23 protein-coding genes and 1 pseudogene are annotated in these 26,106 nt (G+C 42.8%); 2 read left to right on the forward strand and 22 right to left on the reverse strand.

Going from position 1 to position 26,106, the window contains the following annotated elements:
• Together BN93_RS07440 and BN93_RS07455 are read left to right on the forward strand one after the other, a co-directional pair.
• On the forward strand, positions 1-847 hold an 847-nt coding region (locus tag BN93_RS07440; protein ID WP_232211135.1), incomplete at its 5' end, for a S41 family peptidase.
• A gap of 1,471 nt (positions 848-2,318) precedes the next feature.
• Positions 2,319-2,807 (forward strand): DUF192 domain-containing protein, encoded by a 489-nt coding sequence (locus BN93_RS07455; protein ID WP_019187718.1) that lies wholly within the window; start codon positions 2,319-2,321, stop codon positions 2,805-2,807.
• Between the two features lie 189 nt (positions 2,808-2,996).
• On the opposite strand, the pseudogene BN93_RS16745 reads toward BN93_RS07455, so the two are convergent.
• The 22 genes and pseudogenes from BN93_RS16745 to BN93_RS07555 form a co-directional block, all read right to left on the reverse strand.
• A pseudogene (locus BN93_RS16745) lies at positions 2,997-3,209 on the reverse strand (IS4 family transposase); the annotation flags it as partial.
• A gap of 856 nt (positions 3,210-4,065) precedes the next feature.
• Positions 4,066-4,446, reverse strand: a complete 381-nt coding sequence (locus BN93_RS07460) for an Imm53 family immunity protein (protein WP_019187720.1) — start codon at positions 4,444-4,446, stop codon at positions 4,066-4,068.
• Between the two features lie 446 nt (positions 4,447-4,892).
• Positions 4,893-5,555 (reverse strand): M15 family metallopeptidase, encoded by a 663-nt coding sequence (locus BN93_RS07465; protein ID WP_019187721.1) that lies wholly within the window; start codon positions 5,553-5,555, stop codon positions 4,893-4,895.
• 285 nt (positions 5,556-5,840) lie between these two features.
• The gene (locus BN93_RS07470; RefSeq protein WP_232211136.1) at positions 5,841-6,872 is read right to left on the reverse strand and encodes a nucleotidyltransferase domain-containing protein; all 1,032 of its coding nucleotides are present in this window, start codon (positions 6,870-6,872) and stop codon (positions 5,841-5,843) included.
• Positions 6,873-7,165: 293 nt separating this feature from the next.
• Positions 7,166-9,091, reverse strand: a complete 1,926-nt coding sequence (locus tag BN93_RS07475) for a nucleoside-diphosphate sugar epimerase/dehydratase (protein ID WP_019187723.1) — start codon at positions 9,089-9,091, stop codon at positions 7,166-7,168.
• Positions 9,092-9,356: 265 nt separating this feature from the next.
• Positions 9,357-10,481: a DegT/DnrJ/EryC1/StrS family aminotransferase gene (locus BN93_RS07480; protein ID WP_044260082.1), complete on the reverse strand. Its 1,125-nt coding sequence runs from the start codon at positions 10,479-10,481 to the stop codon at positions 9,357-9,359.
• A 271-nt stretch (positions 10,482-10,752) separates the two neighbouring features.
• Positions 10,753-11,415: an acetyltransferase gene (locus tag BN93_RS07485; protein ID WP_019187725.1), complete on the reverse strand. Its 663-nt coding sequence runs from the start codon at positions 11,413-11,415 to the stop codon at positions 10,753-10,755.
• A gap of 3 nt (positions 11,416-11,418) precedes the next feature.
• Positions 11,419-12,027, reverse strand: a complete 609-nt coding sequence (locus BN93_RS07490) for a sugar transferase (protein ID WP_009230477.1) — start codon at positions 12,025-12,027, stop codon at positions 11,419-11,421.
• Positions 12,028-12,266: 239 nt separating this feature from the next.
• The gene (locus BN93_RS07495; RefSeq protein WP_019187727.1) at positions 12,267-13,466 is read right to left on the reverse strand and encodes a glycosyltransferase family 4 protein; all 1,200 of its coding nucleotides are present in this window, start codon (positions 13,464-13,466) and stop codon (positions 12,267-12,269) included.
• A 96-nt stretch (positions 13,467-13,562) separates the two neighbouring features.
• Positions 13,563-14,636 carry a glycosyltransferase gene (locus tag BN93_RS07500; protein WP_019187728.1) on the reverse strand — a complete coding sequence of 358 codons (1,074 nt, stop codon included), beginning with the start codon at positions 14,634-14,636 and terminating at the stop codon, positions 13,563-13,565.
• Between the two features lie 12 nt (positions 14,637-14,648).
• Positions 14,649-15,524, reverse strand: coding sequence for a glycosyltransferase family 2 protein (locus BN93_RS07505; RefSeq protein ID WP_019187729.1), 876 nt, complete (start codon positions 15,522-15,524; stop codon positions 14,649-14,651).
• 13 nt (positions 15,525-15,537) lie between these two features.
• The gene (locus BN93_RS07510) at positions 15,538-16,635 is read right to left on the reverse strand and encodes an acyltransferase family protein (RefSeq protein ID WP_019187730.1); all 1,098 of its coding nucleotides are present in this window, start codon (positions 16,633-16,635) and stop codon (positions 15,538-15,540) included.
• Positions 16,583-17,737, reverse strand: coding sequence for an EpsG family protein (locus BN93_RS07515; RefSeq protein ID WP_044260083.1), 1,155 nt, complete (start codon positions 17,735-17,737; stop codon positions 16,583-16,585). Before BN93_RS07515 ends, BN93_RS07510 begins: the two co-directional genes overlap by 53 nt.
• Positions 17,738-17,744: 7 nt before the next feature.
• Positions 17,745-18,941, reverse strand: a complete 1,197-nt coding sequence (locus tag BN93_RS07520; protein ID WP_019187732.1) for a glycosyltransferase — start codon at positions 18,939-18,941, stop codon at positions 17,745-17,747.
• Positions 18,938-19,882, reverse strand: a complete 945-nt coding sequence (locus tag BN93_RS07525; RefSeq protein WP_019187733.1) for a glycosyltransferase family 2 protein — start codon at positions 19,880-19,882, stop codon at positions 18,938-18,940. The genes BN93_RS07520 and BN93_RS07525 overlap by 4 nt, the downstream gene beginning before the upstream one ends.
• Positions 19,879-20,793, reverse strand: coding sequence for an SGNH/GDSL hydrolase family protein (locus tag BN93_RS07530; protein WP_019187734.1), 915 nt, complete (start codon positions 20,791-20,793; stop codon positions 19,879-19,881). The genes BN93_RS07525 and BN93_RS07530 overlap by 4 nt, the downstream gene beginning before the upstream one ends.
• 12 nt (positions 20,794-20,805) lie before the next feature.
• Positions 20,806-22,215 carry an MBOAT family O-acyltransferase gene (locus tag BN93_RS07535; RefSeq protein WP_019187735.1) on the reverse strand — a complete coding sequence of 470 codons (1,410 nt, stop codon included), beginning with the start codon at positions 22,213-22,215 and terminating at the stop codon, positions 20,806-20,808.
• A complete protein-coding gene (locus BN93_RS07540; RefSeq protein ID WP_019187736.1) occupies positions 22,205-23,179 on the reverse strand; it encodes a glycosyltransferase family 8 protein in 975 nt (324 codons plus the stop codon). The genes BN93_RS07535 and BN93_RS07540 overlap by 11 nt, the downstream gene beginning before the upstream one ends.
• A complete protein-coding gene (locus tag BN93_RS07545; RefSeq protein WP_019187737.1) occupies positions 23,176-24,258 on the reverse strand; it encodes a polysaccharide pyruvyl transferase family protein in 1,083 nt (360 codons plus the stop codon). Before BN93_RS07545 ends, BN93_RS07540 begins: the two co-directional genes overlap by 4 nt.
• A complete protein-coding gene (locus BN93_RS17510) occupies positions 24,255-24,464 on the reverse strand; it encodes a hypothetical protein (protein ID WP_198007501.1) in 210 nt (69 codons plus the stop codon). The genes BN93_RS07545 and BN93_RS17510 overlap by 4 nt, the downstream gene beginning before the upstream one ends.
• Positions 24,465-24,468: 4 nt before the next feature.
• Entirely contained in the window at positions 24,469-24,951 is a 483-nt protein-coding gene (locus BN93_RS17515) for a hypothetical protein (RefSeq protein WP_157462759.1), read from the reverse strand.
• The gene (locus tag BN93_RS07555; RefSeq protein WP_019187739.1) at positions 24,948-26,105 is read right to left on the reverse strand and encodes a Coenzyme F420 hydrogenase/dehydrogenase, beta subunit C-terminal domain; all 1,158 of its coding nucleotides are present in this window, start codon (positions 26,103-26,105) and stop codon (positions 24,948-24,950) included. Before BN93_RS07555 ends, BN93_RS17515 begins: the two co-directional genes overlap by 4 nt.
• Between the last annotated feature and the right edge of the window lies 1 nt (position 26,106).

Below are 26,106 nucleotides of genomic sequence, written 5' to 3' on the forward strand. Positions count from 1 at the left end.
CCGCCGCAACGATCTCATCGTATATACCCAAGGACGAAATGCAGACAGGCAGGAGTTTCGCGCGCAAGGCGATGGCGGAATGCTCACGGGCAGGGTGTTCGTACTGGTTAACGAGTTCTCGGCATCGGCTGCCGAAATCGTAACGGGGGCGTTGCAAGACCAAGATCGCGGCATCGTCGTGGGCCGTCGTTCGTTTGGCAAAGGCTTAGTTCAAAGGCCTATCGAGTTTGCCGACGGTAGTATGATGCGCCTAACCGTGGCTCATTATTACACGCCTTCGGGTAGGTGCATACAGAAACCCTACACCAAGGGCGACAATGCCAACTACGAGAAGGACCTAGACAACCGCTTTAAGAATGGCGAGCTTTACAGCGCAGACAGCATTCACCTAAACGACTCGCTGAAATACCAAACCCTACGCCGCAAACGTGCGGTGTATGGTGGCGGTGGCATCATGCCCGACTACTTTGTTCCGCTAGACACCACGCAGTTTTCGCGTTACAATCGCGAGCTGGCTGCCAAGAGAATTATCGTTAATGCCAATATACAATACATGGACAAGCATCGCAAGGAACTGAAAAAGAAGTACCCCACGTTTGCCGAGTTCAACAAAAAGTATCAGGTGCCGCAAGAACTTATAGACGAGATTGTGGCCGAAGGCGAAAAGCAAAAGGTTAAAGCCAAAGACCAAAAGGAGCTGAAAACCAGTTTGGCAAGCATCAAGATACAGCTGAAAGCGTTGGTGGCTCGCGACCTATGGGACATGTCGGAGTACTTCCACATCATGAACCAAAACAACCATGTGGTGCAAAAGGCTCTGGTGTTGCTGGGGAAAGGGAAGATGTAAGGCCGTGCGTTCGTGAGCAATTAGCTTGGTTAGCCTTTGAGTTTTTAATGGCCAAAGGCTTTAAATCCCACAACATATAATATAAAAACACCCACGCTGCCGTTCGTCGGCAACGTGGGCGTTTTGTTTTAGTTGCATTCTTTTGAGGTTTAACACATAGCCATATGGCCAACAAGTTGCGCAAACCCTTATGTTCCATCTGCTGGCTCAGGCTAAGGGAACAGCTGCTCTATGGATGGTTTAGCTGTTGAAGATGATATGTGCACAATGGCATTCTAAACTTAGCCATGTTAAGAACAGCTAATCTGATTACATCAGTTAGGGATAACAAAGCGTGCAAGTTGTGCTGTTCAACAAGAAGCGATGTCGTGCATATAACAGGCTAAAATTGGACTTATGTGCAGTTTGCAATGGCCCAACAACCCCAAAAGAGGTGGTTCGTCGGTAGTTTGTGATGCGCCAACACCCCCAAAAGGGGTGGCTTGTCGGTAGTTTTCGATGACCCAACAACCACAAAGGGGTTGGTCTGTTGGTAGGGCTGAGTTGGGAGCCATAGCGACCTACCCTGCCTGCGCTGGGCAGAGTGAAACCAACGCCATAGGTGTTGGTCTGTTTCCTTTTTGCTTGTTGTTTTGTTTTCTTGATGAGTATAAAGCATCATTAATTTATATACGCCAATAAGCTTTCTTACTAAATGATAGCGTAAGCTTGCCATCAGAAAGCAGACCAACACCTACGGCGTTGTGGCAAGAAGGCTAATGTCCAGGCAAGGTAGGTCGCTCTCGCCTTTCTTTTTCTTCATCTTTCCACTCTTTCACTTTTTCACCTTTCCTTTGCACAGCCCTACCAACAGGCCAACCGCGACACGGCTGTTGGCGTAGCAACGACAGCTGAAACCTTGATGTTGCCCCAAACGGCAATCGCCTTATACCAAACTGGCATATCTGATTATCACGAATGAGCATTGTTATAATGGTAAGCGTTCTGGTGCCTACACCATATTACTAACCTCTCTCCACATGCTTTCAGGCTGCTTTTGAGCAAGGTGTCGTGTTACAGTATGCTTGTAACAGGATTACAAGCAAAGCGTAACCCTGTTACAAGCACCCTGCAACAGGGTTACGAGCAAAGTGTAACGAGATTACAAGCATGCTGTAACACGACACGTTGCGCAAAAGCGGGCTGGAAGAAACCTTTTCGCGTGTTTTTAGACGTGCCCAACAGACGAACAGGGCAATCGAAAGAACGAGGTGGAAAGGTAGTAAGTTACGTTCTAAATTATACCGAACTGCTCTTTGCAAGCATCTGAAACATAAACAAGACATTTGCTTTCAGTGTGGCAAAAAATAACCAAGAAAAACAACAAAACCTTTTTCGCGATTTGCAAAAAATAGACTACCTTTGCTTTTGAATAAGGTGTTTCTTATCCACAACACCATAAATTACAGACCAATAAATAAAGAATTGTATTATGGCTTACAAAGAATTATCCATGAAAAAGTTTTTACGGCTGCATGCTAAGCTGGTGCTGAAAGGAGCTGTTGTATTGTGCTGCGTCATTTTTAGCGCGTGTTCAACATCTGTGATCGAATTTGAAAAAAAGGATTTGGCAATTACAAATCTTGACGGCAAGACCATTCCCATAACAGTTGAGCTTGCCCGCTCACGCCGAGAGATGACAAAAGGCTTTATGGGGCGCACAAATATTCCCGATGGAACGGGCATGCTTTTTGTGTTTAAAAAAGACCAAAAGATCGCCTTCTGGATGAAAGACACGCCTACGCCCCTTTCAATTGCGTTCATCAGTGCAAGTGGCGAAATCTGCGAAACACGCGATATGGTGCCGTTCAGTGAGGCAAGTGTAGAGTCGTCGCAATCTGTGCGCTATGCGCTCGAAGTGCCGCAAGGCTGGTTCAAGAAGAACAACATTGGGCCGGGATGCTCTATAAAGCTGCCATAACCGAGGCTGACGACAACTGCCGCACAAACGCAGCAGGCCAATTTGCCTGCGGTGAGCTAACAACCCAGGGGGATTGGCGTAGTAATAGGCCAGTTCGGGATAACAATGAATACCATTTGAGTTATTCAATAAGGAATGATGAGTTGCACGCAAGTGAACCAACTATCGGTAATCACATACTTCGCATGTAACGCGGTGGATGCTCTCACCCACAATGCGGAAGAGGCAAAGGGAAAGGATCAACTCCGAAGCGGAAACTCCGTCCCGTTTCTCCAATGGCAGGCGAGATAACAGGTGGCCGATGCCAAACTTGCCAAAAAGATGAAATAAATCATCACTCATTCGGATTTTAACACTCAAAAGTTTGGATAACTCGCTTATTTTCTCTATTTTTGCTTCCATAACAGTTTTGTTGTTTTGTCTTTGAAATCAGTTGTTTAGCGATTACTAATTTACAAAGAAAATTCGACAAACTGTTATTTTTCTATCTATTTATTAGGGTGGGAAACTTTAGTTCTAAACTTGCCCGCTTGTTAATCGCTTAACCTCTCGTCAACTGGATAACGCGCCAACTTACCTTCCGTTAACTCGCCAACACTCCTTTTGTCCACTTTTCGGTAAGAGTTTTAACATTATGAGTGCCACTTTTGTCCACCAACCGCCCACCCGACCGCAAAAAATCGATTCTCGCGAGGGTTTGTGCTGGTACAATAAAGGTGGTGGCAGATAAAAGGTAGCTAAGCATGATTATGCAGAGTTAGCACCCAAATTGCGCAGAAAAGCGGCAATTAGCAGCAAAACACCTTGTAATATGGTGCAAAACGCACTGCATTTTGCATCTAAACGCAGTCTATTTAGGTGCAAAACGCAGGCCATTTTGCACCTAAACGCAGCCTATTTTGCTGCAAAACGCAAGGCTAAAAGCATAAAAATGCACGTAAAGTTGGGGATTATGCGTTTTCATTTCGATTGAAAACAGGTGTTTTGCATGGCGAAAACCCGCTAATAAATGGGTTTTTAGGTGCTAAAAGCAGGTAATTGGGATGGGAAAAAGATGTGAGTAGACGACCAAATAGAAAGGTAAAGTGGTGCTAAATGGCGGAAATTTCTTAAAACTGGACTAAAAAGGAAGTGCATAAAGCTGGTTTTTGCGGCTAATTGCATGCTTTTAACCCTAAATTATCGCTAGAAGGAGTTGGCGAACAGCATGTGTTTTGTAAAACATTTTCGCAACCTTACAAGTTCGTAAGCTTATGAGTTATGATGGGGCATCATCTATTATTTCTTTTATTCGTTGAGCAGAAAGGATGCTCTTTCCTTGTCTCTCTAGCTCTTCTAGCTCTCCGATAATCGCTTTAAATGAGTATAGTATTTTATTCAGCTTGCTAATGTCACCAAAAATTTCAATGTAGACATACGTCTTTGCAATTACTCTTATTTCAAAATCTATCCAATCTACATCGTTATCTCTACCCAAAGGCTTGGTTTCTTTTAAAAAGTCTCCATAATTACTTACATCAGCACGTAAAATCCAGCCAGGATTATCTAGCATACTAATAGAAATACCGAGTTCATGTTCCCAATCGCCATCTATTTGACTCTTTGTCCAATCTTGCAACCATTGTATTATGCTACTCATACCTTGTCCCTTACTACCATTTATTGGCAAACAGAATTGAATTTAGAAAATCCAGTTGAACTGCTCCAAAAAAACACAAGACCTCAACCATAATGAAAGATTGTTCGTCTTTCGCCGACTACAACACAAGGATTGTTACATGAAGGCATCCATCACCAATTTAACTTACCTATGCCTAGGCAACGTGTTCAAATTTCAATGCTGCTCTACTATAATAGGCATCAGAAAGAAAGTGGAAAGACAAGCAAGATTACAAAACTTGTTTCAAAATGAAAAGACAAGCAAGGTTGCGTATCCATCTTCAACTTGCACCGAAACAGCAAGTCATATCACTCCCCTCTCCCCTTGGAGAGGGGTTGGGGGTGAGGCCTTCTTGGGAGAGGGGCTGGGTGTGAGGCCGGTAGAGGGGACAAGGCTTTTTGGAGAGAGGCCAGTGGCAAAGCCTTTTATTTTATCACCTTGTAATGCTGTTTTGCCTCGGCTCTCGATTTAAAGTTAAAATGCCACCATTCTGTGCGAAGGGGCTTAAAACCTGCATAGCGCATAACCTGGCGCAACAATTGGCGGTTTTGTTGTGCGCGTTTGCTGATTATGCCCTTAGCAACAAGCTGGTTTTCGGTGTCGATGTGAGCCTCTGGGCCCAAGTGGTCTATCTTCGTTCCCATAGTTATGCTGTCGCCCTTAGCATCACAAAGGGTAAGGTCCACCGCCAAACCATAATTATGCAGCCCACCGCCATTGGCAGGGTTACTCACGTATGGTTTCATCGGCGTGTTCTTCACCTTGTTCCACATCTTTTGCTGGATGTGCATGGGGCGTGCAGCATCGTATATTTTCAGACTTAATTCTGGATGTAACTGTTTCAAGCGTTTTTGCGCCTTTACAAGCGCAGCGGCCGCCTCTGGGTGCAGATAGGCCTGCCGCAAGTCGTCGTAAAGCACAACGCCAACGAAATTATCTGCGCGCGCATACATCAACGATACTTGTAATGTGTGGTCTAACTCGCGCACATTGACATAACCTGCACGACTCAACGCCTCTTCTGTTTTGCTAGTCTGTGACTTGGCTGGGAGAACGAAAAACGATAAAAGGAGGAGGAATTTAAACATGTTAATTATAAGTTGACGAGTGGACAAGTTGACAAGTTGACGAGTTAACAAGTTAGCGAGTTAGCGAGTTGTCGAGTTTACAAGAAGACAAGTTAACGGGTTTACAAGTTAACGAGTGGACGAGTTGTCGAGTTAACGAGAGGATAGTGAATAAGTGGACAAGTTACACGTTAATAAGCAGCAAGGAGCGGGCATACTGCACAGGACAGCTAGGCATTTTACTCCCCTCTCCCCTTGGAGAGGGGCTGGGGGTGAGGCCGGTTGGTGTGAGGCCAGTAGGGGGTGCTATTTACCACCAAACCCCAACCTTAACATCTTTCGGGGCATCTCTTTAAGGATGGTGGCGCGTATCTCGCGGGGCGACAACCGCCAAAACAATCGGTAATGGCACAACTTGCGAATGGTGGCCTCAACGTTATAGCGCATGCCTGAGCGCACAGCCGTGGTAGACATGTGCTTGCCAAAGTTGCCACCCGTGAACACGATGTCGAGAATGGCTGGCTGATAACGTGCATCGCCAGGACTAATGGCAAAAGGAAACTCGTGGGCTGGCAAGCCAAGCTTATCTATCAGCACGCTGCCTATGGCGCAAAAGGCACGATAGAAACCCATAGTGCGAAGATGCTGTGCAAGCGCATTGCGGTCTATCCGTTCGTGATGACGATGCAACAGCATCATCAAGTCGCAGAACTGGCGCAGCCCCACACCCAATTCCACCAAATGATGGTAAAGGTGAAGGAAGGTATATAGCACGTTGAGCGTAGGCGGAAGTGTGGCGACAGGCACGCCTTGGATGGCGATTTGCTTGATAGGGGCATCGGCCAACAGCCTTTCCCAATAGGCCTGTATGCCCTTGCTGTTGAACTTTATCATGCGGAAGTGCATCTCTAACGGCACATCACGATAGGCAAACTCGCGGTGTTGCTCGCTTTCTTCGCCTTTAAGGGCGATACCCCACGCCTGTTGCAAAAGGTGTTCGGCGCGCGTAAAGTCGGCAGGAACGCAATAGAAGTCGATATCGCCTGGCGTTCGTGCCAAGGGATAAGGGTAGAGTTGCGCAAGGGTTTGCCCCTTAAAGATGCGATAATCTATCCCGTTGCCGCCCAGAATACCCGCCAAATCTTTGGCCACACCGCTCACTTTATTGTTGAGTTGCTCTATCATCATGGTTCGCGAATAGGCCGTCAGCGCGTCGGCACGCTCTAACTTCACATTGTTGCGTATCAATGCGCCCATCACCAACCCCTCTACCGTTTGTTTGGCGGCAGCCTGTTGCAGCACAACAAACTGCTGGTGGTTGAGGGAAGTGAATGGCAATGGCGTTTGCCAAAACTCGTTATGCAAAAGGGAGAATAGCATGAATAAGGGGAAATGGGGTTAAAACTTTGTGGTAATGGTTGAGATAGAGATGGGACAAGCGGGGCGGATTGGGCGAATAAGAAGAATGGGAGTGATGAGACGATGGGTACTGCTGAGAGGAGTTAGAGCCAAGCGGGCCTTAGCTTTTGTTTTGCACCTCTCATCGGTTCCATTCATCTTATCACTCCCATCAGCTTATTTAATGGCTAGCTCTAAGAAATTGCCGCCAGTGGCTTTCTAGTATTGGGCACTCATTTATCTAGCTCTGCATACACAGAGTTCTTGCTCTTAAATTCGGGAACAATCTCCTTCATCTTACGCACGATATTCATTTCGTCGTAAGTATGCGAGATAGATACGAGTTCCATCACGTCGGTGTTAACCTGTTCGTAATCGTACTCGCGCACCTTAGCGATGCGAATTTTGGGGTTGAACGAGGGCAGTGTACCCTCTTCGTCGTTGAGCACTTCTTCGTAAAGTTTCTCACCAGCACGCAATCCCGTGTATTGTATCTCGATGTTCTTAGCTCCCGAAAGGCGTATCATACGCTTAGCCAAGTCGGCTATTCGCACGGGTTTGCCCATATCGAAGACGAAAATCTCGCCGCCGTTGCCCTTCGTTCCCGCCTCAAGCACCAGCTTGCAGGCCTCGGGTATGAGCATGAAGAAACGAATGATGTTGGGGTCGGTAACGGTTACGGGGCCTCCGGCCTTAATCTGCCGTTCGAAAAGCGGAATAACAGAGCCGTTAGAGCCCAGCACATTGCCAAAACGCGTGGTAACAAACTGCGTGTTGCCGTGCATCTTGCCCTCTTTCTCGGCCTTATCCAGGGCCTGTACGTAAATCTCGCAAATGCGTTTAGAACAGCCCATCACGTTGGTGGGGTTCACAGCCTTATCGGTAGACACCATCACGAACTTCTTTACGCCGTATTTCAGGCTGAGGTCGGCCACCACCTTCGTTCCCCACACGTTGTTTTGTATGCTCTCGCTGGGGTTGTTTTCCATCATAGGCACGTGCTTATAAGCGGCAGCATGGAACACATAGTCGGGACGGAATGTAGAGAAGATGCCCTCCATGCGGTCGCGATTGGCGATAGAGGCGATGACGGTATATGATTTAATGGCCGGATAATCGTTAGCCATCATCAGGCGGATGTCGTGTTGCGGAGTTTCAGCTTGGTCTACCAGCATCAGTTCTGCGGGATGGAACAAACATACCTGCCTAACCATCTCGCTGCCGATACTACCTGCCGAACCCGTGATGAGTATCTTCTTACCTTTAAGAAGGTTGCCCACACTCTGCATGTCGATTTGTATCTGGTCGCGTGGCAGTAAGTCTTCGATACTGATTTCTTTCAGCGTGTTCACCACCTTGCCCGATGCATCGGCATCCCACTCTTGCACGCCTTCGGTCATATAGATGTTCACGCCGGCCTCGATAAGCATGTCTTGCAAGCGTGTGTTGTCGCGAAACACCTCGTTGCGCAAGGGCGACACCAACACGGCATTGATGCGGTTCTCCTTAATGACACGGAGAAGTTCGTCGTTTACCTCATACACTTTCTTGCCCATGAGGTAATGGTTGGCAAAGCCTTCCTCGTGAGAGATGAAACCGAAAAGGCGGAACTGTTGCGGCTTTTGGGCGGTAATGTTCTTTGCAAGTCCCACACCGCCCTCGCGTACGCCATAAATCAGTGCGCGCTTGGCCTGTCCGGTATCGAACACCGTATCATAAATACCCTTTATCATGATGCGGAAAGTCCACAGCAAGATGGTGGTAACGAGATAGATGGAAACAATATGGCGCAGATGCAACGGAACAATGTGCTGATGAACTGCGGGTAAGAAGATGATGGGGTAATGCAGAACGACAACGATGACAAACCCCAAACCCATAGCATAGGCCACGCGTTTGAGGTCGACAAACGACGAATAGCGTATCACACCAGCATAGGTGTGGAACACGCGGAAACCTATGATGTTGAACAACTGATAAAACAACAGCGTGTTAAAGATGGGCACGATGTTTGTGGCTGTGCGCGAGAAACGAAAAAACAAGGTACACACGAAAAGACCGCCAAACAAACAGATAATGCAGTCGATAAGGAAAATGCACCAGTAAGGCAACGAGTCTTTACGGAAGTACCAGTTTATAAACTTGCTAAATGGATTCATAGTGGTGTTAGTTAACAGACTGATTTTCTGAGTTTTTAAGTTTCTAAGCTTGTAAGTTTCTGAAGTTATAAAGTTCTTGAATTGGGGAGTTCCTAATTCTAAATCTTTATTACTTATTCGTTTTATATCTCTGAGTTCCTTTGTTCTTTTATGATGCTTTCTTAATCACTGAAACTAACGGACATATCACCGACTAACGCGGTGAAAGCTGAAGACACAAAACGTCCCAACCCAAAAACTTAAAAACTCATGAACTCAATCGACTCTATTTCATCTCTCTAACTATTCTTTCTATGTCTTGGTCGCTTACGTAAGGACCAGATGGTAAGCATAGGCCTTGTGCGAAGAGCCTTTCTGATACGCCGTTGACGTATGCAGGCGCATCCTTAAACACGGGTTGCGTGTGCATGGGTTTCCACAATGGGCGGCTTTCTATGCCCACCCTCTCCAAATGTTGACGCATCTGTTCGTAATCGCGGCCTGTTTTCTTGGGGTCGATAAGTACAGTGTTGAGCCAATAGTTGGGGTCCATATATTCTTCGGGAGCAACGTGCAAGTCTATTCCATCAACATCGGCAAACAACTGAGCGTAAAGTTGGGTAGTGTGACGATGGTGGGCGATATGTTCGCGTGCGATGGTCATCTGTCCACGGCCAATACCTGCGCAGATATTGCTCATACGATAGTTGTAACCAATCTCCTTGTGCAAGTAGTAGGGCATAGGCTCACGAGCCTGCGTAGCAAAGAACATGATGCGTTTCTTCGTTTCTTCGTCGGGACAAATCAATGCACCGCCACCGCTGGTGGTTATCATCTTATTGCCGTTGAAACTCATGATACCGAACTGACCGAAGGTGCCAGTCATGCGCCCCTTGTACTCTGAACCGAAAGCTTCTGCCGAATCTTCCACCACGGGTATGCCGTAGCGGTTGGCAATTTCCATTATCTCGTCGATGTAGGCGGGCATACCATATAGATATACCAACATGATGGCTTTGGGTTTCTTGCCTGTTTTGGCGATGCGGTCTTTGATTGCCTCCTCCAAGAGGTTGGGGTCCATGTTCCATGTGCGGTCTTCGCTGTCTACGAACACGGGCGTTGCACCTTGATAGGTTATGGGGTTTGCCGAGGCCGAGAAGGTAAACGACTGGCAAATAACCTCATCGCCTGCCTTTACGCCTAGGGCTACCAATGCCAAGTGAATGGCCGCCGTACCAGCCGACAGGGCCACGACGTGCTTGCCCTGCCCCACAAATGCCTCCAAGTCTTTTTCAAAGGCATTGACGTTTGGGCCTAAGGGCACTACCCAATTGGTGTCGAACGCCTCTTGAATGTACTGCATTTCGTTGCCGCTCATGTGAGCGAGGCATAAATAAATCTTATTATCCATAATTATCTAGTTTTTTCAAAGAATTTCATTATTATAATTGGTGGGGTGATTGGTTGACGAGTAAGGAGGCATTTGGTTTAGTAAGCTAGTGGGTTAGTTTATCTAGTCTTACTAGGTTTCTAGTTGTTCTAGTTATTCTAGTTGTCCTAGTTTCAACTAGTTGACGAGTTAATAAGTTAACCAGTTGGCAAGTTGGTAGGCAAACCATCCTTCCCCTTAAAAGGGCGTTAGCCATTTTTTCACCTTTTCACCCTTTCACTTTTTCACCCTTTCACCCTTTCACCTTTAAATCTCTTTTCACTCTTGCCGGCACACCCACATAAAGCGAATGGTCGGCGGTATCGTCCATCACAACCGCGCCGGCACCAATTTGCGTATCGTTGCCAATAGTCTTGTACTGCACAACAGCAGAGTTTAGTCCGAAGAAATTGCCGTCGCCTACTTTAACTCCTCCCGATAAGCGGACGCCAGGCATGAACGCATTAAACGAACCTACTTGTACATCGTGGCGAATGTTTGCATCGCCATTAAAGAGGTTGAAATTGCCGATGCGTACATTGCACGACACTACGCAATGGGGCATAAATAGGTTTCCCTCGCCCATCGTGAACGAAGGGGCATGCCATAGTTCGACTGTTGGGTCGATGATGTTGGGGAAGTAGACATTGGGATTAGTGATTGACTGCCTTACACGCTGCATAACTTGCGGTGAGCCAAAAGCCAATACTACGGCCAACGGCTCGGTAACGGCATTCAGTTGGGCAGCACCTCCCAGCACCTTCCCCATCTCGTTGCTACTGCCTTGGGGCAAACCATCGTCGTAGAAACCAACAAGTTGCCACACTTCCTTGTTGGCAGCGTGGTTTATCCTTTGCAGGGTGCAGGCAATTTCGCGCCCCATCCCGCCAGAACCAAATATCGCAATGCGTTTCATTCTTTAATTACTTCCGTTAAAAGGCTCTATCGTGGCTTGTCCTTCGGCCGAAATGCCATCACGTTTCAGCACAGCCTTGATGGTATAGTATATCACCTTCATGTCGGTGAGAAACGAAACATGGTCTACATACCACACATCGTATTCAAATTTCTGTGTCCACGAGATGGCGTTGCGCCCGTGACACTGCGCCCATCCAGAGATGCCTGGCCGCACTTCGTGCCTTCGTGCTTGCGAAGGCGAATACAAAGCCAAGTATTGGGGAAGTAGCGGACGTGGCCCTATCAGCGACATGTCGCCTTTAAGCACATTAAAGAGCTGAGGTAGCTCATCGATAGACGTAGAGCGAACAAAGCTACCAACGGGAGTTAGTCGTTTGTCATCGGGTAATAGTTGTCCCTGCTCATCGCGTTCGTCGGTCATCGTCTTATACTTAATCACCTTAAATATCTTTCCATTCTTCCCAGGACGTTCCTGCAAGAAGAAAGCTCCCCCACCCTTATTGGCGAAATGCAACCAGAGGGTTACGACTAATAGCAAGGGACTGATACATATAAGGACAATTAAAGCGACACTAAAATCTATCAGGCGTTTAAAGAAATGCTTGTACATATATAACTTGGGATTAAACGTAGGGCTTTGAAACTTGGAGTAAGCCCTTTTTATAGCTTTGTAGTGCGACTACTAGCGGTTTGTAGCTGCACTACAAATGGCTTGTTGGGTGCGTACACGTGCCTTATAGCACCGCTACAAGTAGCCTGTACCAATGCCTACATATACGCGTTAAGGTATGTTACTTAGAGATACTAATCTTATTTACGATAAACAATAGGGCACCATGCGACAGGTTCTTATCTGTTCTTTTTCGTCTGCTCCAATGCTTGATACTCTGCAAGCAAGGCTTGCCACACTTTCTCCTGCTCGTACCTTTGTTGTATCATCGGCCGTGCCATGACAGCCATCTTGGCAACCGCATCGCGCTCTTTCAAGAAAACTTCTATTGCTGCCAGCAATGCCGTTTCGTCTTTTGGGGAAATTATCTTGCCATTGGTACCATCAACAACAATTTCATTACATCCATTAATGTCGGTAACAATAGAAGGTAGCCCCATAGCACCTGCCTGCATCACCACATTGGGGAATCCTTCCCGGTAACTGGGGAACACAAGCGCATCGGCGGCCAACAGGTAAGGACGCACATCGGTTTGATAACCCACATACTTAACGCTTGGCGCTGTTTTGAAAAACTCTTCGTTCCCATCGTTCAAAGGGTCGAGTTCGGTTTCGAAAGTACCAACCAAGATGAGTTTACACTGAGGCTGATCGGTTTGAAGCTTGCGCATACAAGCGGCCAACTCGTTCATTCCCTTGTCTCCCACGATACGCCCAACGAAGACGAAAGCGAAATCATCGGCAGACAAGCCCAACGATGCACGAATAGCTGCTCGCTTGTTGGCAACTTCTGCTTGGGTGGGCTGTTCTTTATCTACGCGCGCCACACTTTCGGCAGAGAAATATTCAGTGTCTATGCCGTTGATGTTGCCGTTAAGCACCACTTTCAATGGTTTCTTCGTAATATGGTCGTGCTCCAATGCCATTTTCACGCCATTGCCTTCGGGAATTACCTTTGTTGCACAAAAGCAGGTGATGCGCTCCATCGTCATCAATATTATACGGAGCATGCCTTGCGCGCCTTGATAGCGCAAACCCGTAACAGTATAAATGCGATGGGGCACGCGCGTAAGCTTGCCTGCCATCATGGCCAGCAAACTTCCCTTAGGCGTGTTGGCATGTACGATGAATGGGCGTTCGCGCTTAAATATCTTACATAAGTTCCACAAACTTTTCAAATCTGCCCATAGTGAAATCTCTCGATGCATGGGCACTTCAATCACTCGCACCCCTTCTCTTTCGGCTACATTCATTAGGCGACCCGTATTGTTAGACAGGCCTACCACTTCATAATGTTGGTTCATGAAATGTAGCTGCCCCTTAATGAGCGTGTCGAGGCTGATATCTGAGGTTGTTACCCTGATTAGTTTCTTCTTCATTATAATTTATAGACTATGGAACGTCTGGCACTATCTATCGTTCGCGCTTGCCTTGCAGAGATTTTTGCCATGTAGCTCTCTTGACGTGTAACATGCCTATGGAACCAATTCCTTATATACCGACTCGTAGCCATCCACCATCTTATTAATGTCGAACATCATGGCACGTTGGTAGCACTTGTCGGCTATCTGGTCATAATACGCCTTGTCGTCATGCAACTGACGAATGATGGCCGCCAAAGCCTCGGCATCTCCATGTGGGAACAACACGCCATAACCCTTTGTCACCTCACGCAATCCGTCTACATCACTCGCAACAAACGGACGTCCCGACGACATGCCTTCGATATTTGAGAGGGAAAGGCCTTCCCAATGCGACGACATTACCACAACATCGGCTGATTTCAACACCTGTGGTACGTCTGAACGGATTCCTAGTAAACGAACTCGGTCCTCAACACTTGCGGATACGATAACACTTTCGAGTTCTGCTCGTCTAACTCCATCGCCTACCAGCCATAATTGGTATTGAGTGGGAAGCAGCGCAATGGCACGTATGAGCGTGTCTTGGTCTTTTGCCTCGCGAAACCCAGCCACCATAACCGTAGCGAACACATCGGGAGTACGAAGCCCGTCTGCCTCTTCTGCAACATAGAACCGCTGCACGTCTACCCCATTGTTAATGGTAAGCACTTCGGAGGCATACTTGTCACCAATATGCTCTAACAGCTTTTCTTTTGCTATGTCGGATATGCAAACAATCTTATCATAGCGGCGATACATCCAACGATCTATCCACCCATAGCCTTTTAGCGTGCGGCGACGATTGTTGGTGGAGTGCTCGGTTGTCACCAGCTTCGTGTTAAACTTCCCTTTTGCCATAGCAGCAAACAGCTGTGGCGAGGTGTTATGCGTGTGCACAATGTCGTATTGTGGCATCAGGCGTTTAAGCCTCTTAATATGCTTCAGGTTATACACCCCTTCACTATCTGAAAACTCTATCACGCCACAGCCCCCGTCAACCAATGCCTGTTTAAAGATAGAAGATCCGCCAACAAAAGCCACCACATCTACCACGTGTCCCCTCGCTTTAAGCTTTAAGGACAAGTCAACAACAATCTTTTCTGCACCACCCGTTTGTAGGGAAGTAATAACTTGAAGAATGCGCATATTTAAATCTCTCTACTTATCTTTTACTGAGCGAATGTCCTTCATGTGCATCAGCCAACCTAAGGGACACACACACTTCCATAGCCATCCTATTTTGGCAACGTTTTTCTTCCCTTTACAACAGAACCTAAATCGCCAATAGTTTGTTGCAGCCTTTACCTTCTCTTTAAAAGGAAGTTTAAGCGATAACATTTCCGCATAACAAGTTGTACTGGCGATGGGGCTTTTCATCCGTATCTCTACAATTCGCGCGGTAAGTCCTTCTGGTTGATATTCTGCAACATAAATCGCTTCATTAAAATACCGCAACTTATACTTGCGGGCAATCCTGTTCCAGACTAGAACTTCTGGACAAAACTTCTCACCCTCTATTTCGGGGAAAGGAAACTCACGCATCACGTCTGTTCGGAATACCTCAGACAGGTCGCCCGCCACATGGTACTTACTCCTTATGTCTATCGAATTACAGTCTATAACAGGTGCAGGCAATCCAGAACCAACAATACGGCCATCGGGATAAGCATCAACGCCGGCCACTCCGCCAAAATCTCTGTCGTCTTTTATCTGTTCATATACCTCGGCTACTCGCTTTAAGGCATCTGGTGGCAACATGTCGTCACTATCGACAATAAAAAACAGTTCTCCCTTGGCATGTTTAACGCCTTCGTTGATGGCCCGATGTTTCCCACCATTGCGTTTGAATACATACTTGATTGGGACAACGCCCTCCTCAACAAATTTCTCCACCACATCGTGCGTGTTATCTGTTGAGCCGTCGTCGACTATTAGCCATTCGAAGTCTTTGAAAGATTGTTTTCGCAATGAGGTAAAGAGTCGTGACAGAAGTTGCTCCCGATTATAGGTGGGAGTGAAAACAGTTATAAGCATTCTCTATGAAAATTTATTTCCCTGCTATCTTCGTCCAAATATATATTCTAACTTTATCAAACAATATAGAAAGGAAGAAGATTACTAATATTGTAGATACAACAGCGAAAATGAACATTATGGTGCTTTGTCCATCGAACAGAAACTTTATCCAGCGCCCATAATACGGCCTTAAAATAAATTCGTTCGCGTGTGTTAAATACACGGCGAAACAAGATATGGCCAACCAATTAATAAACTTACTCTTAACCTTGAGCTGTGAAAAAGCAAACACTAATAATAAAGACTGGCATATCACAAATGGATTTGTGTAAGTAAAGATTCTACCAAATACCATAAGGTTTATTCGTGCTAAGAAAAAAGCGAGTGAGGCATTAATGAAAGTTATGCCCCAAAAAATGGATATATATATTTTTCCACTATACTTAGATGTATCATAACCATAGCACCTTAGATAACGTACCAACAAATACAAGCCCATAAACGATAAGGCAGAATACCCCCCCCCCAATTCTGTAACTCCCTTTATGCTAAGCCAGCCATAAATAGTTTGAAACAAGAAAAAAACAATTAAGACAGATTTAACTGTTTGTTTATTTTCTTCTCGTTCAACTAGTGTATTGAGAAACGGTGCAAAGAGAAAAAGAAGTAAATATGATTTTACGAACCAATATTCTTCACCATTCAGGATAAAGAGTCGAGATAGAGAACGGACATTTAAATAGTCAGTAGGATGAATAATTACAAGACACACATAAATCAGGAAGGAAAAGAAAAACACTTGGAAAAGGAAATTTCCAAGTCGCCTTATACTAAACCGGATACCATACCATCCCGATAAAAGCACAAACACATTCACACAGACTACAGAAACTGATTGCGTTAATAGTCTCATAAATACGGAAACAGGTGCTTGCAAGGATTCTGCCTGTGTGGGTAAACCTAATGAAAGAAAACCTGCATGCACAAGTAGAACCAAGAACATGGCAATACAGCGCAACAGTTCCATATTAGAATCTCGTTCTTTCAGTTGCATTTTTGTATCAATTATCTGTTCTTTATCTATAGAACTTATTGGTGTCATATCCATTATCATATTCCCATTTTTCATGAACCCAATCCCCTTTCCTTACACCATTTGTGAAAAACGACTTATATGGGTAAAGCGTTCCTAACGGTCCCCACGCAAAAAGAAGAATTCTTAAATAGAGGAAACAGGAGAATGCAGCAAGGACCAGATACTGGCCAGTAATGCGTTTTACATTTGGAACAAGGAAGGATAGGGTAGAAATAAGCCCAATAAGATAATACCACCCCAATCTTCCCCCGTTGAGTGAGCGTGAGAATATAAGCAAAATTGCACAAAACAACAAGGCCATGTTTAACAAAACAATCCTTGCTGGTGTTTTGGGTATCTTCTCATAATTGCGGAATATGAAATATAAGAAGAAAAACGCCTCAAGAATATACTCAACCTTAAACCCAACTTCATTTTCCGCATAACTTTGTCCTCGGCCTTCCATTTCCGACACAGATCCATAAATTTCAAATATTGACGACGGAATACCTGTGATGCCAATAATAAAGCAGAATAACATAAGCAAAATTACGGTTCTTTTAGGATACTGTTTTACAGGGAAGAAATAAACAGGGAAAAGTATGATGGCTGAATTATGTATCAGCGTTGCTAAAAGGACGACGACTAAAAACTTCCAGAACTTCTTCTTATAAACATACTCAATGGAAAGCCATCCTACCCCAACGCCGATCAGCTGTCTCAGATACGTAAATGTGAAAAAGAAGATTAGCCCCATAAACAATACCAATGCAAACGGGTAATTGTCTACATATCGTTTAAAAGAAATAAACAGTAAGGCATAGATGACAATCGTTAAGAGCAAGATAAAAATGTATCTATTTGCCGTAATATACGAAATAGCAACATTAAGCCAACTAAAGCCAAACTCCGAAGGATACAACTCGAAGATATATGCGGTTTTGACGTCTCCACCAGTTCGTTGCACATCTGCAACCTCATCAAAGAGTTCAGCATATATATACCGGTCGTAACCACCTAACATGTCAGAAAAGCCTACAAATAAAGCAAGCGCGGCCAACCAACAAGCAAGGTATGCAGTAGACTTCGTACTTCCTTGCTTCAGTAAGAAAGCACAAGCTAAAGCTAAAACCAAAATAAAAATATATACGTACACCTTGTTACTATTTAAACAAATCCATCAATTGCGCAGATATGCGCTTTCTGCCATGCTCAACAAAAATTGCCTCACGTCCTTTTTCTGCCATCACTTCATACTTCTCCACATGATGGGGAATATCCGTTAAAGCAGCCAACAGTTCTTCGTTAGAATGATATTCCACACAAGAGACACCATTCTCTACCGCAATATTTTCCAAGGCAAACGACGTTCCAACCACCAACAACCCATTAGCCAGAGCATCAAGCACCTTACCCTTAGTGCCAGTGCCAATGGCTATTGGCGTGAATTGCACATCATGCTTACGAACCTCTTCTATGTAATCCGGCGCGAACGTTATTTGAGCCACATCGTAACCTGCATCTTTCAACCGTGCCACTGTACTTTCCCAACCACGCCCTAAAAACGTTATCTCGTAATGGTTTTTCAGCTTGTCCGCCTTGTGAAACATCATATCAAAAGCTTCATCGGCAGCTTCTTGCATGTAAAGGTTGTTCTGACCAGCAACAAGAAGTCGTATCTTAGGTTTCGAGAAAGCGATTTGCTTTTGAGGTTCGGCCACATTATAATGGGGATGTCGTAAGAAATGGGCCTGGATGCCAGGATTAACGTTACGCAAAGATTCCGCATCAGCCTCGCCCACCAGGTGGTATTTCACCATTGCCGAATTCTCGTATGCTCCTTCCATACGCAAATACTTGGGATACATCATTACATTGCGCCTAAACATCATCCAGTTTTTAAACACAAAGCGCCTGCCCAACATGCGATAATAATACAGCGACTCGCAATCGGGAAGAGTATGTACGCACTTAAACCCCGCAAATTGTTTCGTCACTCGCGAAATGTCCTGTCCGTAAATCCAAATACCATCAGGTTGCAAGCCCTTTATCTCTTCTACAACCTTTGGCGAGAGCCGCATATAATTAAACAAAGGGTATTTAAGCAAAACACGTATAAATAGCAGATGCAGACGAAGCACCCACGATTGCCATCTTGGGCGTGGCAACAGCTTAATCGTCACATTCAGTTCCTCTTCCACTTCTTTTATTTTTGTGTCAGATAGCTGATTGCCGTTAAAGCTATATATGATAATCTCCACGTCTGCCGGCCTATGCACCATCAGGTGGTAGGGCAAGGCAGAAGTTCCCCGCACGTTCTCGGATGCAGGAGTTATCTGAGTAATAAGTACTAGTTTCATACTGTTTTCCGTATTTTTAGGGCGATGGAAAGTGCAAATGCAAAAAGGATTTCCTTAAAACGAAGTCCAAAATGTTTTCTCTTCTTTATCCAAAAGAAAATGTTTTTGCAGAGATTTCCCCTCAAATCATCGCCAATCATGTAAATCTTATCATGAACAACTTTGGAACGTACTCCATTTATCATGAAGGTTCTATACTTCTCATCCATTTCATTTTCAGTGGGCTCTTCTAAAAAGGCAGCTAACCAACTCTCATAAAGAAGTGTTGCCTCCATCTTAGTCTTGACGTTCGTACTTTTTGTAATCGATAGGCTATTCTGCCTATAAAGGAAAATGGGCTTTGAAACATGTGCGATTCCTTTCTCTTTGGCTGCTATATATGTACTTAGCCTATCAGAGCCCCAAGCCAAAGGCAATTTATAAAAGCCTCCTTTATTTATCAATGTTTCTCTGCGGAAAAGAAAATCCCCAATGAAACTCACCCTGCGCATAAACAAGTCATGCCACATCATCGAATAAACGGTTTCATACTCTGGGCGGTCATCTTGAATGCTAAACACCTCCGAGTTATCGTTAATAATAAAGGAGCGAGCATGATAAATATCTAGGTTGGGATACTTACAAATTATGTTAGAATACTCTTCAAGGCAATTAGGAGCCAACATATCATCATCACCCATGCATAAAATAAATTCACCATGAGACAATTCAAGTAAGCGATTCCAATTGTCAACAACGTCATATGCGCCTACATTCTTTTCGTTAGAGTAATATCTAATCCTATCATCGGCAAAAGAAGAAACGATGTCCTCTATACCTTCAGGAGAACAATCATTCAACACAACTATCTCAAAGTCCTTACACGATTGTGCCAAAATGCTACTGATACATTCGTGCAAGAATTTTGCTTTAAACGCGGGTATAAGTATTGAAAATTTCATCCTCTATCCATTTTAACCAAACAGTTTCTTTTTAAATGATGGGCTAAGGCCTTACTAAATAAGGTTGCGCCCCTTACATTCATATGATTACCATCGGCATATAGTTCTTTAATGTCTACAAATTCACGGTTAGCGTACCAATCAATCAGAGTTACGTTATTTTTTAAACAAAGGTCTCGCAATGGGTTAACGGTAAGAGAGGTTTTAAATCGATATCGAGGTGAAGCAACAAAAACCAGTTTTGTTTTATCCTTGAACTCTTCTATTAACTTCTTAGCAAAATACATCTTCACCTCATCAATTATATTATCCCGCGGTTCCTCTTGGTATAAGTCCTTACCAGAGATAATCTTTGTTGCAGGAGATGGCTCATATCCATCTTTCGGCAATTGTGATTTACCATCATAATAGTATTCTAAGAACTTCGAATGGTATTTGTACATTTGACTTACCATCTTTATCTTTTCGGTTTTATCTATTTTCCAAAATATAGAATCAATCCCCGTCTTATCATACCAAGGCCTTAACTCGTTAACAAATATGATATTGTCGTCTCTCGTCATTTCATCTAAAATTGGCAAAACATCGATTATTACCATCTTTGGCATATAACGCTGGCTAAGTATCTTAAGTTTAGCGTAGTCGGCTATAATCCCCATACCGTTTTCTCCACAATTGTAACAAGACATTCCTAGAGAGTCTGCTAAGATTTTTGGGTCATAATGCATTCTTGCCCGAGATGAGCCAAGGATTATCAGTTCCGCATGAGTACTATCACAGATATATTTTGTTTTTCCCGTCACACCTCCTCTTGCCTTTTCAAAAAGTCGCGTCATAACCACACCATATATGGCATCAATTATAAACAAGCCTATGAAGAAAAAGAATAAATTAAGTATTAAACGTTTCATCGCATTTAAGAGTTAAAACCCTGAATAAATAAATAATCCCCCAAACACGCCAGAAACACAAATGGAGAATAATAAGAGGTAATAAGTTGTCCAACGCACCACTTTATACTTATTATCTAGAAATTGTAACGACTTTAATTGGTTTTCGTCTGAAAAGTCTTTCCAAAAAACAATCAAAATTAAAGCAAGGGGAAATACATATTCCTTTATATTCACCGTCCCTGGCTCAACTAAACAACCCAGAAATAATATTGCATCATTTAATGTCGGCATACGGAAAAAGACCCAGGCAAAAGTCACTAGAACAAAAGTTATCAGTATACGGAGACTTTTTACCATACCAACAGAAGTTCTCTTGTTGTACCCCAAAGCCTTTTCTAATACTTGAAACACTCCATGAATTCCGCCCCATATAATGAATGTCCAATTTGCCCCATGCCAAATTCCACTAACTAGAAATGTAAGCATGATATTAAGATAATTCCTTATCTTAGAACATCTATTACCTCCTAACGTAATGTAAACATAATCCTTTAGCCACAGGGAGAGCGAGATGTGCCATCTATGCCAAAACTCAGTAACACTCTGAGAAAAATAAGGGCGGTTAAAGTTATTGATAAGCTCAAATCCAAGTATCTTACCAACGCCCATTGCCATAAACGAATAGCCAGCGAAATCACAATATATCTGGAACGCATAACTTATCATACACAATACCAGTTCTATACCGCCGTGAGATTGGAAATCGTTAAATACCAAGTTATTTCTTAATCCAAGATTGTCTGCGACGACAACCTTCAGAAACATGCCCCACAAAAGCCACTTCAAACCATCGACAATTTGTGCATAATTTAATTGTCTCTCTGATTTAATTTGCGGAAGCAAATCTTTCGCTTTACTTATTGGTCCAGAAGCTATCTGAGGAAAGAAAGAAATAAATAGCATGTAGTCCCACCAGTTCCTCTCCGCACGGATTCTTTGCTTATATACGTCAAACAAATAACCAACAGACTGTAAGGTGTAGAAACTAATTCCTAATGGAAGAGCCCAATTTAATCCGCGCAATTCTGTCTTTTCTCTAAAGGAAACGAAAAGACTATTTAACTGCATGATCACAAAATCATAATACTTGTAGAAAAACAACGGAGACAAAGCCAATATCAAGAAAAGGATAAACGGCATTTTCCCACTCTTCGTTTTTTCAAGAAATCTAGCCCCGATATATGTGATGAATGTTACCCAAAGAAGTATAAGAACATAGAGCGGCTCCCATTGCATGTACAATAAATAAGACACTGCAAGGAGCACATAGTTCCCTATCTTTCTGTTTTTTAATCCAAGGCTATCTCTTTTTCCAATAATAACGACAAGAAAGAATATAATTGGGAATAGCCACACAAACTGAAAGGTATTAAATATCATTGCCTACCAATTTTAATTTGCGATTAAACATGTCTTCAAGAACAGAACATAGCCCTAACTTGCTTAATGGTCTTCTCAACAGATTTGAAGATAGCAATCTCGTCTTGAATGGTTTTCGGTTTTCCCACAAAGGTTCATTCTTCCATAAGGTTTTAGATCTGTAATAAAAGAACTCGTCTTTGTAAGGGTGTACACAACCTTCTATCCATGGTCTTGCTCCTGAAAAATGAAGGACGACGGGGTTTTCAACACATTCTAACAAATCTGTCTTATACTTGCTATAATCAACTAACAGATAATTTGTTTTAAGCAGAAAATCTGATTGCAGATTATACTTAAAGTGAATAAATGTTTTCTCGTTTTGAAAAATCACATTCAATGGGTCTTGGTCTGGAAGGTAGATTTTATCCGCATTCTTTTCAATATAGTTAAACAGTCTTTTAGTTGCATTGGTCTTTCGCCAATACTCTAGATTTGCCAGCATGACGCCAGAATTGAAATATCCCTTATCATAGCTGTATCCAAGCCTGTTAAATTGGCTCATTTTTCCTTCTTGCCCATCATGAACAACAGCAACAGCCTTATCAGACAGTTCTGTGTTCCATAAGTCCAACAAAGAATGCCTAACAACAATATCGCAATCTAGATACAATACTTTATGCACGCTGTCTGGAAGCAATTCGGCCATTAAAAGCCGATAAAACACATGCCTCGTATAAAGAGGGGTCTCAAATTGCAGTACATCATCAATGTCCGCATCATTTATGCAAACAAAATGGATTGTTTTTTGGCGATACCCACCAATGGTCTTCCTTAACTTGTCTTTGCTCTCCTCCCTGAATTTATTATCCGTGAAAACGTAGAAATCAATTTTTTCATCTTGATTGTTCTCACAGACAGAACAGAACAAAATCCCACATTGCATTGTATAATTGTCGCTGGCGCAAGCAAGTATATTCATCATATCTCTTTCAAATAATTAATGGAGTTGTTACGTAAATCACAAAGTTTTTCATTAATATAAGCGTAATCAATATCTTCATACGTTTCAGTATCATCATCACAATCTACCAAAAACTGTTCCCCTCCAACTAATCGCAGAAGATTTACATACCGCATGTCTTGCTCATCTCCATACATAACAGCAAATAATCGTCTGTTAAAAACAAGAGAGAACGCTACACCATGAAAAGAAGAGGTAAATACTGCTTTGGCATGTTTAAATTTCCGAATAAAATCCTCTGGTGAATCTTTGTCGAAGTCGATAGTGGTAGTTTTAATCCCTCCTAATAACCTTGCAAAACGTTCCGCTTTTTCTTTTAATACATTAGGACGATGCTTACAAGGTCTTGCGCTAAAATATAAAACATAATCTTCTCGACTTTGAGACTTTGATGGGTCGTCCAGCTTATCCCAAATAGAACAATCGGCTAAAAGAGAAGGATCAAGGACTTGAAGCGAAGGAACTGAAAGAACTTGCTTCGAATTAATATAATCAGAAATGTCTTTTTCACGAACAGAAACTTTATCAAAATTCAATATGCTTTCAGACACTCCATTGTCCCAATGCCTCGTTAAATCAGCAAGCGTGGTACTTGCTGCATAACTTACTAATTTAGTTTTGGGTTCTCTCTTGAACATTCCCCAAAATACAGGATCAATTCCATTACATATTTTACTGTTCCAAACTTGATCACTTCCCACAACAATTGTGTCAAAATCGTGAGGTAAGTTATGGAGGTTACAAGGTTTGGTTAACTTAAAGTATTCATTCAGAAAATGATCAAAACGTTTCTTTCTCTCTTCACGCTTATTTTTTTCCTTGTTATAATACAAAAATGAACGCAGGTGAAAACCCAAAAGAAGTTTTAAGCGTTCTCTACCTGTAAAAGAATGCCTATCGTTTGCTTCTACATAAGGTTGTCTATAATCTATCACATAAACATCATGTCCGAGAGCTGATAGAGTTTCTTTCAATGCATAGCACTGCAAAACTGCACCATAATTAATTGCACGATGAAATGTTAGTATACCTATTTTCATGATTCACCTCCTCCTACAAAGTTCTTAAAAGAGCGCGCGATATTATCTCCAAGCATCTTTCTTAATATTTCTTTCCGCTTAGCAGCTTTGGATTTCACAACATTATTTATCATCCACAATGCCTCATTCTCTTGTTCCTCTTCTGTAAACACTTCTAAGAGTAAAGGCTTAGACAAGTCTTCAGTTTTTATAAATCGTGGCAACATTTCCTTAAAAGTTTTGTTGTTCTCGTGATAATGTTTGAAAGCGACTGCTTGCTGCATAAGATATAACATTACACTCTGCACTATTACCAAAATAAACCCCATCAAAATCGCCACCAGTAAGTCTAGGATTCCATATTTGATCACTACCTAACACCAAGGAGCCTAAATACGAAAAGCTGTCTTCTTTATGGTAGGGAGACAAATCTAAATATTCTTCCATAAATCTCTCAAAAACATACCAGCTCTTTATTCTTGTTGGTTTAACTATGACTTCAATAAATTGACGGACAATACATTTATATGTATTACGTGACAACCAGTATCTTAGATTAAATTTCCTAAAAGTATTAACAATATTTCTGGGTCTATAATTAACTACATTAACGGAATGACCTGATAGCTTTAAAAATTCTTTTAGACCATAAGCTTGTAAGACCGCTCCATCATAGTTGTGTGCACTATGAAAAGTAGTAATTCCAATTTTCATAACTTATTCTTTATTCTTGAAAGTAGCTTTGCTATAAAAATTTTTGTCTTGTAGATATAGCTCACATCTCCGTACTTATATGCCACGTATTTGAAACCTTTCTTTTTATAGTCTTCTAGAAAGTTTTGACGTTTTACATTTGGCTGTACACATTTTCTTAAAACATCCTGCATACACTCTTTCGTATTACTTGGTACTACTTCTAAATGTTCTGATGCTTTGTCAAAAATTGATTTACCAACCGAAGAATTTATAAATATTAAAGAAATCCCTTTATTATCTCTAAATTCTTGATGAGATGTCTTCTCCCAATGCCAAAAATCACCTAAAGAAATATCACCAACACGCTTTAAATTAGTATAATGACAATTGAAGCAGCTCTCCCTGTGAATTAAATGTGAATAATATAAATAAAGATAAGACTCTGTAATAATTTTTTTCTTATTATTAAAGATATATGTTTCTATTGCACCTTCCCAGCCTAAAAGTTTGTCTCTCATATTTACTTTCTGTAAAGAAGAGGAATATTTAGACTCAAGGTAGGATAAATAATCTTCCCATATGCTAGGAGCACCTACACCATGACATAAAAGGTCAACTGTGATTAATTTACCTGTTTTAATCCTTTCGGTTTGTTTCCTTAAATTCACTATTTGGCAAGGAAGCCCAGAGAATAAAACCAACCTGTCATTTTTTAACTCGTTTATAACATCTAAAAATATACCATCTAAATTGCTTTGTACATACTTCGATCCTTTTATTACATTTAGTGCATCTCTATTAATTATCTTACAATGACTAACTCTAAAGTCTTTTAAATAAGACGCGCCATAAACGATGCCACCTTGAGCAAGTATTGTTTCAGCAATGGCTGCGAACGCACCGCCACTTTGACTTTGACTTAATTTTTGTTCGTCTTTTAATCGACCGGCATATACAAGTGGTTCTTTGAAATCATTAAAGTTTTTATAAGATGGTATAAATTGACAATCTCTGAAACATTTCCCACAATTTGTACATAAATCATTATCTATTAATGGATATTTAAAACCCATTTCATTTGGCATCATTTTAATAGCCCCAAAAGGACACGACACAACACATGCGGTACACCCACAACATTCATGAAGTTTCTTACTATCAACCCTCAACATA

Origin of the sequence: Prevotella conceptionensis 9403948, from assembly GCF_000312305.1 — a bacterium.
In the GTDB taxonomy this organism is placed as follows: domain Bacteria; phylum Bacteroidota; class Bacteroidia; order Bacteroidales; family Bacteroidaceae; genus Prevotella; species Prevotella conceptionensis.

Bases quoted from the DNA above. Each gene is read 5' to 3' on its own strand.
- BN93_RS07455 (WP_019187718.1), top strand. From the start codon at position 2,319: ATGGCTTACAAAGAATTATCCATGAAAAAGTTTTTACGGCTGCATGCT.
- BN93_RS07460 (WP_019187720.1), bottom strand. From the start codon at position 4,446: ATGAGTAGCATAATACAATGGTTGCAAGATTGGACAAAGAGTCAAATA.
- BN93_RS07465 (WP_019187721.1), bottom strand. From the start codon at position 5,555: ATGTTTAAATTCCTCCTCCTTTTATCGTTTTTCGTTCTCCCAGCCAAG.
- BN93_RS07475 (WP_019187723.1), bottom strand. From the start codon at position 9,091: ATGAATCCATTTAGCAAGTTTATAAACTGGTACTTCCGTAAAGACTCG.
- BN93_RS07480 (WP_044260082.1), bottom strand. From the start codon at position 10,481: ATGGATAATAAGATTTATTTATGCCTCGCTCACATGAGCGGCAACGAA.
- BN93_RS07485 (WP_019187725.1), bottom strand. From the start codon at position 11,415: ATGAAACGCATTGCGATATTTGGTTCTGGCGGGATGGGGCGCGAAATT.
- BN93_RS07490 (WP_009230477.1), bottom strand. From the start codon at position 12,027: ATGTACAAGCATTTCTTTAAACGCCTGATAGATTTTAGTGTCGCTTTA.
- BN93_RS07495 (WP_019187727.1), bottom strand. From the start codon at position 13,466: ATGAAGAAGAAACTAATCAGGGTAACAACCTCAGATATCAGCCTCGAC.
- BN93_RS07500 (WP_019187728.1), bottom strand. From the start codon at position 14,636: ATGCGCATTCTTCAAGTTATTACTTCCCTACAAACGGGTGGTGCAGAA.
- BN93_RS07505 (WP_019187729.1), bottom strand. From the start codon at position 15,524: ATGCTTATAACTGTTTTCACTCCCACCTATAATCGGGAGCAACTTCTG.
- BN93_RS07510 (WP_019187730.1), bottom strand. From the start codon at position 16,635: ATGAAAAATGGGAATATGATAATGGATATGACACCAATAAGTTCTATA.
- BN93_RS07520 (WP_019187732.1), bottom strand. From the start codon at position 18,941: ATGAAACTAGTACTTATTACTCAGATAACTCCTGCATCCGAGAACGTG.
- BN93_RS07525 (WP_019187733.1), bottom strand. From the start codon at position 19,882: ATGAAATTTTCAATACTTATACCCGCGTTTAAAGCAAAATTCTTGCAC.
- BN93_RS07530 (WP_019187734.1), bottom strand. From the start codon at position 20,793: ATGAAACGTTTAATACTTAATTTATTCTTTTTCTTCATAGGCTTGTTT.
- BN93_RS07535 (WP_019187735.1), bottom strand. From the start codon at position 22,215: ATGATATTTAATACCTTTCAGTTTGTGTGGCTATTCCCAATTATATTC.
- BN93_RS07540 (WP_019187736.1), bottom strand. From the start codon at position 23,179: ATGATGAATATACTTGCTTGCGCCAGCGACAATTATACAATGCAATGT.
- BN93_RS07545 (WP_019187737.1), bottom strand. From the start codon at position 24,258: ATGAAAATAGGTATACTAACATTTCATCGTGCAATTAATTATGGTGCA.
- BN93_RS17510 (WP_198007501.1), bottom strand. From the start codon at position 24,464: ATGTTGCCACGATTTATAAAAACTGAAGACTTGTCTAAGCCTTTACTC.
- BN93_RS17515 (WP_157462759.1), bottom strand. From the start codon at position 24,951: ATGAAAATTGGAATTACTACTTTTCATAGTGCACACAACTATGATGGA.
- BN93_RS07555 (WP_019187739.1), bottom strand. From the start codon at position 26,105: ATGTTGAGGGTTGATAGTAAGAAACTTCATGAATGTTGTGGGTGTACC.